The 11375-nt window shown below is 56.5% G+C and carries 11 protein-coding genes; 5 read left to right on the top strand and 6 right to left on the bottom strand.

Going from position 1 to position 11375, the window contains the following annotated elements; genetic code table 11:
• Window positions 1–45 precede the first annotated feature (45 nt).
• The 5 genes from rng to ACL7TT_RS00160 all read right to left on the bottom strand — a co-directional run bounded on the left by rng (window position 46) and on the right by ACL7TT_RS00160 (window position 4701).
• Window positions 46–1533, bottom strand: coding sequence for a ribonuclease G (rng, locus tag ACL7TT_RS00180; protein WP_413392162.1), 1488 nt, complete (start codon window positions 1531–1533; stop codon window positions 46–48).
• The gene (locus ACL7TT_RS00175; RefSeq protein ID WP_413392160.1) at window positions 1530–2141 is read right to left on the bottom strand and encodes a Maf family protein; all 612 of its coding nucleotides are present in this window, start codon (window positions 2139–2141) and stop codon (window positions 1530–1532) included. Before ACL7TT_RS00175 ends, rng begins: the two co-directional genes overlap by 4 nt.
• Before the next feature lie 95 nt (window positions 2142–2236).
• Window positions 2237–2716, bottom strand: a complete 480-nt coding sequence (gene mreD, locus ACL7TT_RS00170) for a rod shape-determining protein MreD (RefSeq protein WP_413392158.1) — start codon at window positions 2714–2716, stop codon at window positions 2237–2239.
• Window positions 2703–3545 (bottom strand): rod shape-determining protein MreC, encoded by an 843-nt coding sequence (gene mreC / locus ACL7TT_RS00165; RefSeq protein WP_413392156.1) that lies wholly within the window; start codon window positions 3543–3545, stop codon window positions 2703–2705. The genes mreD and mreC overlap by 14 nt, the downstream gene beginning before the upstream one ends.
• Before the next feature lie 121 nt (window positions 3546–3666).
• Window positions 3667–4701 carry a rod shape-determining protein gene (locus tag ACL7TT_RS00160; RefSeq protein ID WP_299941513.1) on the bottom strand — a complete coding sequence of 345 codons (1035 nt, stop codon included), beginning with the start codon at window positions 4699–4701 and terminating at the stop codon, window positions 3667–3669.
• 353 nt (window positions 4702–5054) lie between these two features.
• Here ACL7TT_RS00160 and gatC point away from each other — a divergent pair, with 353 nt between their 5' ends.
• From gatC to cysZ, 5 genes are all read left to right on the top strand, one after another.
• Window positions 5055–5342, top strand: coding sequence for an Asp-tRNA(Asn)/Glu-tRNA(Gln) amidotransferase subunit GatC (gene gatC, locus ACL7TT_RS00155; RefSeq protein ID WP_413392154.1), 288 nt, complete (start codon window positions 5055–5057; stop codon window positions 5340–5342).
• A 73-nt stretch (window positions 5343–5415) separates the two neighbouring features.
• A complete protein-coding gene (gatA, locus tag ACL7TT_RS00150) occupies window positions 5416–6867 on the top strand; it encodes an Asp-tRNA(Asn)/Glu-tRNA(Gln) amidotransferase subunit GatA (protein ID WP_413392152.1) in 1452 nt (483 codons plus the stop codon).
• 17 nt (window positions 6868–6884) lie between these two features.
• Window positions 6885–8336, top strand: coding sequence for an Asp-tRNA(Asn)/Glu-tRNA(Gln) amidotransferase subunit GatB (gatB, locus tag ACL7TT_RS00145; protein WP_413392150.1), 1452 nt, complete (start codon window positions 6885–6887; stop codon window positions 8334–8336).
• Window positions 8337–8414: 78 nt separating this feature from the next.
• Complete coding sequence (locus ACL7TT_RS00140) at window positions 8415–8714, top strand: PA4642 family protein (RefSeq protein WP_413392148.1); 300 nt, start codon at window positions 8415–8417, stop codon at window positions 8712–8714.
• 21 nt (window positions 8715–8735) lie between these two features.
• Window positions 8736–9575 (top strand): sulfate transporter CysZ, encoded by an 840-nt coding sequence (cysZ, locus tag ACL7TT_RS00135; protein ID WP_413392146.1) that lies wholly within the window; start codon window positions 8736–8738, stop codon window positions 9573–9575.
• Window positions 9576–9975: 400 nt separating this feature from the next.
• On the opposite strand, the gene ACL7TT_RS00130 is transcribed toward cysZ, so the two are convergent.
• Window positions 9976–11124 (bottom strand): hypothetical protein, encoded by a 1149-nt coding sequence (locus tag ACL7TT_RS00130; RefSeq protein WP_413392144.1) that lies wholly within the window; start codon window positions 11122–11124, stop codon window positions 9976–9978.
• Between the last annotated feature and the right edge of the window lie 251 nt (window positions 11125–11375).

Genomic DNA, 11375 nt, shown 5'->3' with positions numbered 1-11375 from the left:
CCTGCACCCTTGGTATAGAGCGTCGAAAGAGCGCGCGTGAAAAGACTAGACGAGCACAATATCGTACTGCTCCTGGTTGTAGATAGGTTCAACCTGAAACTGTATCGGGCGGCTGATAAATTCCTCCAGATCGGCGACATTGGCCGATTCCTCATCCAGTAACAAATCAATAACCACTTGGCCCGCCAGCACCATGATCTTTTCGCTATCGTATGCTCTCGCCTCGCGGATAATCTCCCGGAATATCTCGAAGCATACCGTTTCCGCACTTTTTAGCGTGCCGCGGCCCTCACAAACCGGGCAGGGCTCACACAGGATCTGGCCCAGAGACTCCCGTGTCCGCTTGCGGGTCATTTCGACCAGCCCCAGTTCGGAAACACCGGTGATACTGGATTTCGCATGATCCCGCTCCAGCGTCTTCTCAAGCATCCGCAATACCTGGCGCTGGTGCTCGGCATCTTTCATATCGATAAAGTCGATAATAATGATTCCCCCCAGGTTGCGCAGACGCAACTGGCGGGCGATGGCCGTAGCCGCTTCCAGATTGGTCTTGAAGATTGTTTCTTCCAGGTTGCGGTGACCGACAAATGCGCCCGTATTGACGTCGATGGTACTCATCGCCTCTGTCTGCTCGATGATCAGGTAACCACCGGACTTCAGCGTCACTTTGTTTTGCAGGGCCCGGCCTATTTCCTCCTCTACACCGTAGAGGTCGAACAGGGGACGCTCGCCGGGATAGTGTTCCAGGCGGCCCGCGATTTCCGGCGCATACTTGCCGGCAAACTCCGCCGCTCGGCCGTGGGCCTCGCGGGAGTCTATGCGGATCTTTTCTGTGTAGGGCCGCGCGAGGTCGCGCAGCGCGCGCATAGACAGCGGCAGGTCCTCGTAGATTGCCGAGGGTACCGGTCGCGCCTTGATACTCAGCTCCAACTCAGCCCACAGTTTGTAGAGAAAGGGGATATCGCGCAGCAGCTCTTCCCCGCTCACCCCTTCGGCCACAGTGCGTACAATAAATCCGCCATCGGCTGAGAGCCCATCCTGCGCAAGCTGGGATGCTGCCGCCTCCACCAATTGGCGCAACCGTTCGCGCTCACCTTCCTCCTCGATCCGGTTGGAAATCCCAATATGGCGGGTTTGCGGCATATACACGAGGTAGCGTGCGGATACCGACAGATGGGTGGTGAGTCGTGCACCCTTGCTGCTGATCGGGTCCTTGACCACCTGTATGACCAGAGACTGGCCCTCGCGCACCAGCGCGCGAATATCCGCCACCTCCGAGTCCCGTGCCTCCATCCCCTCATCATCCAGCGGCGCAATATCGGAGGCATGGATAAACCCTGCGCGCTCCAGTCCGATGTCTACAAAGGCCGCTTGCATCCCCGGCAGCACCCGGATCACCTTGCCCTTGTAGATATTGCCAACAATACCGCGGCGCGCACTGCGCTCCAGATACACTTCTTGCAAAACACCGTTTTCCACCACCGCGACGCGGGTTTCTGTGGGTGCAACATTGATCAACAACTCCTCGCTCAAAGCCGGGCCTCCTGCCAATAGGGAATCCCGGCGTGCTCCAGCATGGGGATCAGGGCTTCCAGGGGCAGTCCCACCACATTGCTGTAACTGCCACTGATGGATTCCACCAGCGCAGCACCCAATCCCTGGATAGCGTACCCACCGGCCTTGTCGGCGGGCTCGCCGGTGCGCCAGTAGGCTTCGATCTGTACTCTGACCAAATGGCGAAAGCGTACCCGTGTCTCCACCAGGCGGCTGAACTGCCTCGCTTTGCTGCGCAGGCAAATGGCACTCAGAGCGGAGTGCTCAGCTCCCGACAGGGCCAGCATCATGGATTCAAAGTCACTGAAATCCCTGGGCTTCTCCAACACCGTCTCCCCCGCGAGCACCACCGTGTCGACCCCCAGGGCCCAGAGCGCTGGGGGTCCCGCAGCCGCCAGCAGGCCCGCCTCGGCCTTGTCGTGGGCGAGGCGCTGGATATATTCCTGGGGGCTCTCTGTCTGCTGCTGTTGCTCCACTACTGAGGGCGTTAATTGAGAAAATGAAACCCCAATCTGCGTGAGCAATTGTGCCCGGCGCGGTGATCCCGAGGCGAGAAGTAGACGGTTTGCGGTGGTGGTATTCGTCACTCTACTGCATATTCCCTGTGGGCCAGCGGCTGATTATAGCGGAAGTGTCTAAAATTTGATCAAAATTTTACTCTGCTTTACAACAGACCTCATGGTCAGCGAATATCCAGACGTCTGGACATGCCCCGCAACATTGGCGCTACCCAGGGCCAGAGCAATGCTGTGGTGAGCGCTGGCCAGAGAAAGGTCAACCCCGGCACCGTTTTCCCTTCCAGGCCATGCACCCAATTGCCCACAACCTGATTGATTCCAACCAGTACAAAGACCCACAGCAATTGTTGCAGCGGATTAAAGGCCCGGGTGCGCCGGTAGGTTAACAGGCTGAAATAGGCCAGCACTGCCAGGGCCAGGGCGTGGGTACCAAGACTGGCTCCTGTGGCCAGGTCTTCAAGGATACCCACCAACCAGGCGAAGCCCACCCCCAGGGCCTGGGGCAGCTGGCTGATCCAGAAGATGACCAGCAGAGCGGGAAAAGCGGGCCGGAACCAGAGCCACTGCTGCGGCAGGGGCATCACTGCAAGCAACAGCGACAAAAAAATGGTGGCGGCGACAAGCCAACGGTTATTCGCCTGCAAGGCCCTGCCCTCTTTCACTCACGACAGCCAGTACAAAGCGGCTGCGATTCATACGCCCGCGAGGAAGCACTTCCGCCTCGGCAAAAGGCCGACCGGGGTCTCGCGTGACCGAAACCACCTCACCCACCGGGTATCCCGCAGGAAAACGGCCGCCAAGGCCGGAGCTGAGCAGGAGATCCCCCTCGCGGATGTCGCTGGTACTGGCCAGGTGACGCAACTTGAGATGGTAGAGATGCCCCGTTCCCTCCGCCACGGAGCGCATGCTGTTACGCAGCAGCTGCACGGGAATGGCGTGATTCGCATCGGTGATCAGAAGGACCCGGGAGAATGCATCCCCCGCCTCGATCACCTGCCCGAGCAGACCGCTGGCGTCCATGACTGGCGTACCTACATCGAGGCCATCATCACGGCCTTTGTCAATCAGCAGCACATGCTCCAGCGGGTCGGGAGAAATGCCGATCACCTGGGCCACCAAAACCCGGTCATCGACCATTTCCGCTGCATTCATCAATTCCTTAAGCTGGGTATTCTCCGCCTTCACTGCCGCCAGCAATTGGCTGCGCTGCTCCAGTAACAGTACCTGGCGCTTGAGTCGGCTGTTTTCTTCCTGCAGCTCTTCGCGGGAACGAAACTGTTCGCCAGCCCAATCGCCCACGCGCTCCGGCGCGTCGGTGAGCCAGTAGAGTGGAGCAACAAAGCCAGAGAGACGTTCGCGGGTGGACTGGAACCAATTCGTGTAGTGATCCGCCGCAATGAGCACCACCGCCAGCAAGCCCAGTACCAGCAGGCGAAACTCAGGGGAGGGGCCGCGGGTAAACAGCGGTTTCAAAAGCAGCTCCCTTTGTACAGGTCAATGAATATTGGTGCCACCATAGATAGGATGTCGCTGGAACTGTGAAACCGGCCGCCGACAGCGGGGTCGCAGAGCGTTTAAAGTAACATCAAATCCATCAGTTCGACATCAGATACAGGCGGCTCCGATCCAGCATATCCAACGCCTTGCCACCGCCGCGGGCTACACAGGTGAGCGGGTCGTCAGCAACAATCACCGGCAGACCGGACTCTTCCATCAACAGGCGATCCAGATCCCGCAATAGGGCGCCACCCCCGGTCAGTACCATACCCCGCTCAGCGATATCGGAGGCCAGCTCCGGTGGAGACTGCTCCAGGGCACTTTTCACTGCCTGCACGATACCGGTGAGAGGCTCCTGCAGCGCTTCGAGAATCTCATCGGAATTCAGGGTAAAGCTGCGTGGCACCCCTTCCGCCAGGTTGCGACCGCGCACATCGATTTCGCGCACTTCACTGCCCGCATACGCACAGCCAATCTCCTCTTTGATCCGCTCCGCAGTGGCATCACCGATTACACTGCCGTAGTTGCGGCGCACATAATTCACTATGGCCTCATCGAAACGGTCGCCGCCGATACGGACTGAATCGGAATAGACAACGCCATTGAGGGAGATAATCGCGATCTCTGTGGTGCCACCGCCGATATCCACCACCATTGAACCGCTGGCTTCTTCCACATTCAAACCGGCACCGATCGCCGCCGCCATGGGTTCCTCGATCAGGGACACTTCCCGGGCACCGGCACCCAGGGCGGATTCGCGAATCGCACGACGCTCCACTTCAGTAGACTGGCAGGGCACGCACACCAGCACCCGCGGACTCGGGCGCATCCAGCTGTTTTCGTGTACTGTCTTGATAAAGTGCTGCAACATTTTTTCCGTCACCTGGAAATCGGCGATAACGCCATCCTTCAAGGGGCGGATCGCGGAGATATTACCAGGCGTGCGGCCGAGCATCCGCTTGGCTTCGACACCCACAGCCTCAACGATCTTCTGGCCATTGTAGTGGCGGATAGCGACAACGGAGGGCTCGTCGAGGACAACGCCGCGATCGCGAACGTAAATCAGCGTATTGGCCGTCCCCAGGTCGATAGAAAGATCACTGGAAAACATGCCCCGCAAACGTTTAAACATGGAATTCGATTACCTTGTAGTCTTTGTCAGCCCTCGGGCCGGGCTCGGCAAACGCGGCTAATTTTATGGATGGAAATTTTAATTAGTCCACGTGAATAAATCTGAGTTCCGAGCCGCATTTCGGACCGGGGTTTACACAACTGACCGGAGTCCCCCCGCCCGGCAGGATTCGACAAACTCTAACAACCGCACCGACTCAGAGCAAGGCTGAAGCCGGGCCAATTGATGACAACCGGCCATAGGCACCGGAGTCGATGAGAATAACGGCCCATTGTGCTAAATTGACCGGCCCTGCCCGAAGCCCGCCCAGAGCGGTCTTCGATTCGCAACGCAACAGGAGGAATTCCATCGCCATGGCTGTGGATACGCAAACCGTAGAGAAGCTGGCGGAACTGGCCCGCATTGCCATATCCAAGGAAACCCTGGAAGAGGTCAGCGACCGTCTCGGCGAGATCCTGCAACTGGTGGATCAGCTACAGGCAGTCAATACCGACGGGGTCGCGCCCATGGCGCACCCGCTGGACGAAGAACAAACGCTGCGCACCGATGCCGTGACAGAGTCCGATAGACGCAAAGACTTCCTCGCCCTGGCGCCGCAGGCGGAGCAGGGCCTCTATTTAGTGCCCAAAGTGATCGAGTGAATGGGTTTTCATCAACAAACTCTGCACGACACGCCCCAGTCCCCCGGTTCGTCTAAAGTCTTAAAGGAATAATATGCATCAGCTCACTATCGCCGAGATCATCCTCGGACTGCGGAGAAAGGCGTTTTCCAGCACTGAACTCACCCGCCACTTACTCGACCGCATTCAACAACTGGATAGTGGTTTCAACAGTTTTATCACGGTGACCGAAGAGCGGGCTCTGGCCCAGGCCAAAGCCGCCGACCAACGCCTGGCCAGGGGAGAAGCACCGGCACTGTGTGGCGTACCGATCGCCCACAAGGATATTATCTGCACCAGCGGTGTGCGCACCAGTTGCGCTTCGAAAATGCTGGATAACTTTGTACCCCCCTACAACGCCACCATTGTTGAAAATTTGAATGCGGCAGGCGCTGTCACCCTTGGGAAAACCAATATGGATGAGTTCGCCATGGGCTCCTCCAGTGAAAGCAGCTACTACGGCCCGGTAAAAAATCCCTGGGACACTAACTGTGTTCCCGGCGGCTCCTCCGGGGGTTCTGCCGCGGCTGTGGCAGCGCTGCTGGCACCAGCTTCTACCGCAACCGACACCGGCGGCTCTATCCGCCAGCCGGCCGCCCTGACCAATACCACCGGCCTGAAGCCCACCTACGGACGCGTTTCACGCTGGGGCATCGTGGCCTATGCCTCCAGCCTGGACCAGGCCGGGCCCATCGCGCGCACTGCCGAAGATGCCGCCTACCTCCTGTCCGCCATGGTCGGTTACGACCCCAAGGATTCCACCAGCCTGAACCGACCGCAAACCGACTTTGGCAAAGGTCTGAATAACGCCCTTACCGGCCTCAAGATCGGCATCCCCACCGAGTACTTTGGTGAAGGACTAAACCCTGGTATCGCTGATCGCATACAGGAGGCCCTGCGTGAGTACGAGCAGCTCGGGGCACAATTGCAGGACATCAGCCTGCCCCACAGTAAGCTGGCGATTCCCGCCTACTATGTGATCGCACCGGCAGAAGCCTCCGCCAACCTGTCCCGTTTCGACGGGATACGCTACGGATATCGTTGCCAGGCACCTGAAGATCTGCGCGACTTGTACAGACGTTCCCGCGGCGAAGGCTTTGGCGAGGAGGTACAACGACGCATTCTGGTCGGCACCTATGCGCTGTCTGCGGGCTATTACGATGCCTATTACAACAAGGCTCAACAGGTGCGCCGCCTGATCAAACAGGACTTTGCCAGCGCTTTCGAGCAAGTGGATGTGATTATGGGACCCACTACACCCTCTCCGGCTTTTAAACTGGGCACCAAGAGCGCCGATCCGGTGGCCATGTATCTGGAAGATATCTACACCATTGCCACCAACCTGGCGGGTCTGCCGGGTATGTCCATCCCCTGCGGACTGGTTGACAATCTGCCTGTGGGCCTGCAAATCACCGGTAACTACCTGGATGAGGCGCGCATACTCAATATCGCTCACCGCTATCAGCAGGTCACCAACTGGCACACAGCCAGCGCTGTGGCTGTATAAGGAAAGGAGCCTTCACCGTGGAATGGGAAGTTGTGATCGGGCTGGAAGTACACGTCCAGCTCTCCACCAAGTCGAAACTCTTCTCCGGGGCCAGCACCCGCTTCGGTGCAGAGCCCAATACCCAGGCCTGTGCCGTCGACCTGGCCATGCCGGGCACCTTACCGGCACCCAACGAAGAGGCTTTCCGCTGTGCGGTCCTGTTCGCCCTGGCCATGAATGCGCACATCGGCAAGCGCTCCGTTTTTGAGCGCAAAAACTATTTTTATCCGGACCTGCCCAAAGGCTACCAAACCACCCAGTTGGATCAGCCCATCGTCGGTGCCGGCGAAGTGGAAATCTATCTTGCAGACGGCAGCAACAAGACAGTGCGCCTCCACCACGCACATCTGGAAGAGGATGCCGGCAAATCCCTGCACGAAGACTTCCACGGCATGTCTGGTATCGATCTCAATCGCGCCGGCACGCCACTGCTTGAAATCGTGTCGGAACCCGATATGCGCAGTGCAGCCGAAGCGGTCGCCTTCCTGAAAAAAATCCACTCTATTGTGACCTATCTGGACATTTCCGACGGGGATATGTCCCAGGGCTCAATGCGTTGCGACGCCAACGTCTCAGTGCGGCCCAAGGGCGAGGCTAAGCTGGGCACGCGCACAGAATTGAAAAACATCAACTCTTTCCGTTTCGTTGAGCGCGCCATCAAGGCGGAGGCCGGACGCCAGATTGATGTTCTAGAGGACGGCGGCAACATCGTGCAGGAAACCCGCCTCTACGACGTCGATAAAGATGAAACCCGTTCACTGCGCAGCAAGGAAGCGGCCAATGACTACCGCTATTTCCCCTGCCCGGATTTACTTCCGGTGGTACTCAGTAACGACTATATCGAACAATTGCGCCATCAGCTCCCCGAGTTGCCTGACGCCAAGACCGCACGCTTCCGGTCGGAGTACTCACTCTCCGCCTACGATGCCAACCTGCTCACCCAGGAGCGTGCCAATGCCGATTATTTCGAAACCGTCTGCAGGGTTTGCAACGCGCCCAAACTGGCCGCTAACTGGATTACCGGTGAGATCAGCGCGTTGCTGAAACGGCGAGAAATCACCATTTCCCAATCGCCGGTTTCCCCGGAACAATTGGCCAGCCTGATTGTACGGATCAAGGACAACACCCTTTCCAGCAAGATTGCAAAGCGGGTCTTTGACGCTTTGACGAAGAGCGCAGACATGGCCGACGACATTATCCAGAAACATGGCTACATACAGCTATCCGATAGTCGCGTTATCGAGAAAATGGTGGATGAGGTCATCGCAACCAACAGCGCGCAGGTGGAAAACTACCGAAAAGCAGACGAAGCCAAGCGGCCAAGAATGATGGGCTATTTTGTTGGCCGGATCATGAAAGCCTCCAGTGGGCAGGCAAATCCGAAAATACTCAACAAAATCCTCAAAGAAAAGCTCGATGCCCTGCTTTGAGCGTCGATGAAAGAAAACCAATTGATCGGTTAGCCAAGGCCGCCGCAAACTCGTATTGCATGAAATAAGGATGAGATTTTGAACCTTAAAAAAGACAAGCAGAAAGTCCTCGGGGAAGTCTTTGATGAGAAACGCATTGCTGGATTCCTGGCTGGCGAGGCACCTGAAGGCATCAACCGGGATTACCACCTTCTTGAGCGCGCCTACCGCAGTATGCGGGTAGAGAATTTTGCCACCTTTGTGCAGCTTTTCCAGGCCCAGGGGCTGGATCTGGACAGTCCGGGCCCGGATGGCAAAACCCTGCTGGCCCGTATCAATGAACACCGCCTGGGTGATGACTACAGCGAGATCCTGAAAGCCGCCGGAGCCCGCTCCTGACCGCTGGCATGAGGTAACAGTATGACTTCCAACCCTATACACGGTATCGACGCCCTGGTGCGCGGTGCCCGCCTGATCGCCCGCCGTGAGCTGCGCCCCTTTATTCTGGTGCCACTACTGATCAACCTTGTGCTGTTTATTGTGATCAGTGCCATTATGCTCTCGCAACTCGGCGGCCTTACCGACTATCTCGGCAGTCTGCTCTCACACACACCGGTCGACACGGAAAATATGCCCTGGTGGGAAACAATGATGGCCAAGGGGGCCGCCTGGGCTGCCGGCGTGTTTCGCTGGCTCGCCTGGACCATTGCCCTACTGGTACTGTTCTTGTTTCTTCTTGTATATGGCTACCTGTTTGGCGTCATCACCAATATCATCGCCGCTCCTTTTAACGGCCTGCTCGCGGAAAAAGTGGAAGCGCTGCTGACTGGCAAGGCACCACCGTCAGAACCCCTGCTGAGCATGGTTTGGCGCACACTCGGGCGGGAATTGCGCAAACTGGGATATTTTATTGTCTGGGGCCTGGTTATTTTCCTGATCGCCACCGTCACCAGCTGGACCGTCATTTTTCCCGCAGTATTAACCGCGCTTTGGGGCGCCTGGTGCATGGCGATTCAGTATGTGGATTATCCTCTGGACAATCACCAGCGCCCCTTCTATGAACTGAAAAGGATACTGCGCCGCCGCAAACTCACCAGCCTCGCCTTTGGTGGAACCGTCATGCTCGCAAAGATGGTGCCAATTTTAAATATTTTCGTGATGCCTGCGGCAGTGGCGGGGGGTACCGCGCTGTGGATTGAGCGCTTGCGCAAGGAGGGAGACCCAGGGACAGAAACACATTCTGCCATACAACCCAATTAGGTATTGGTCGATCAACAAACTGCTGCCGGTTACTAAATACGGCAGGGGGAAAGCATACCCCCTCCCTGGATCGTATGAGGCATAGATGCCGATCACGAGCCTACAGAGATGTATTCACAGCGCGTCCTGGGAGGCGGATATTCATCCCTTCCGGCCCGGTAGTATATATTACGCACTGCCCAAGCCTGCGGCAGAACTCCCGCTCTGTCATTTTCTATTATTCCCGCTTTAGCCAATACTTCCTTGACCGGTCAAAATGTTGTAGGCTGCCATGCATATTTTACAGCCACATGATTATGCTCAGTTTCCCTAGTCTCCTTTCCAGGCCCACCGCAAATACTCGACATAGGCTTTTCTTTCGCCTTCTTGGCAATGATCGTGAGCCAAATTCGTGAAGAAACTACCTCCCGGATCGTTTTCTTCCCTTTAGCAGCCGATACCATGGCTCTCGCACCTGGGCAATATGTGCTGTCGAGGCCAGGCACTGGGCCAAACCCTTTAGTTCCTCTGCCAGTGCAGCGTCTTTTAATTTTTCCGCCAACAATGCCTTAATCCGGCCAATCAGCAGCGTGTCCCGCAGCCCCTCCGGCGCTTGCACCCCAGCTGAAAATAGCTCGGGAACCCAAGCAGCCAGATCCTGTGAGCACAAGCGATCATTACCCCGCACAGGGTAACTGCTGAAATTGTCGTTAAATGCCAGGCCGGAACCATGTTGCAGGTAGTGGTCATTGAGCTGTTGGTTGGATTGTTTAAATTGCATAAAAAAATCCACCGCGGCACTGCGCGAAGGTTTCAATACCGTCTTGTCACCGGCCATTGCTGGCTTGAGTTTTTTAATCTCAGATTCCGCCACCCCCAGCTCAAGTAGCTTGTGGGTCAACAGGAACTGTTTGCGGCCTATTCCCTCGTTCACCCGGCAGTGGGGAATGGCCAGATCCCCCCCTAAAAAGGTCGAGAAGTCACTGAGAATATCCCCGCCCCTAAGCGCCTCGCTGGAGAACCCCCTGATCGTAAGGGACGCTTTGCCAAAAACCCTCTCCCACAGCTGCAGTTTGGCAAAATAATCATAATAAATTTTTATATTGTCATCTATCCGGGGGAAAGCGCCTTCACTGTGTCCAAGCAGTTTGCTCGAAGAACTCATGTTCAAAGCACATCCGCGCGCGGACTGTTTTTTAAAGGAAACTGCCTGTAAATCCTGCCTGCGCAGATAGATAACGACCCGAATATCATCAAAATAGTTTGAGCAGATTGTATGGACCTGCTCTATATCCCGGCGCAAATGCAGGAAACACAGGTGCTCGGCAGAGACGATTGCTCTCTCACCAGTGCTGCTCGCCAGCAGCATATCAAGGCGCTGATTCAGCTGGAAATACACGCGCTCACCGCGCTTAAAAACTTCAACGGCACCGGAGGAATTGCCTTTTTTACCAAGGCCCAGAAACTCAAACCCCATTGCCTTTAATTGCTGTGCATAGCGCTTCAAAGCCAGTTGCAGCGAGCTGGAGCCTGTCTTGTGAAAACCAATATGCAGATAGAGCGTACGCATCCGAAATCCAGTCATTTCACATGAAAGAGAAAATATCCGAATGCAAGGCAGGCTCTGGTGCGAAGAGAGCCGCTTAAGCCTATAGGATGTCGATAGTGTGATTACCCCAACAGCAGAGGCTGCCAGTAAGATTTTAGGACAGAAATAAAAGGCGTGAAGGAAAAACGGGCTGATACAGTGAAAACTGATACTTTCGCCACAGTTTCAACACCACCCAAGCCTGAGTCTTTGGTTATTCAGGGATGTCGATG

Origin of the sequence: Microbulbifer jejuensis (assembly GCF_047289955.1) — a bacterium.
In the GTDB taxonomy this organism is placed as follows: Bacteria; Pseudomonadota; Gammaproteobacteria; order Pseudomonadales; family Cellvibrionaceae; genus Microbulbifer.
The sequence above is the reverse complement of the archived record's forward strand: the minus strand, read 5'-3'. Positions and strand labels throughout refer to the sequence as shown.

Coding starts and splice junctions, on each gene's coding strand:
- ACL7TT_RS00160 (WP_299941513.1), bottom strand. CDS start 4,701: ATGTTTAAACGTTTGCGGGGCATGTTTTCCAGTGATCTTTCTATCGAC.
- gatC (WP_413392154.1), top strand. CDS start 5,055: ATGGCTGTGGATACGCAAACCGTAGAGAAGCTGGCGGAACTGGCCCGC.
- gatA (WP_413392152.1), top strand. CDS start 5,416: ATGCATCAGCTCACTATCGCCGAGATCATCCTCGGACTGCGGAGAAAG.
- cysZ (WP_413392146.1), top strand. CDS start 8,736: ATGACTTCCAACCCTATACACGGTATCGACGCCCTGGTGCGCGGTGCC.
- ACL7TT_RS00130 (WP_413392144.1), bottom strand. CDS start 11,124: ATGCGTACGCTCTATCTGCATATTGGTTTTCACAAGACAGGCTCCAGC.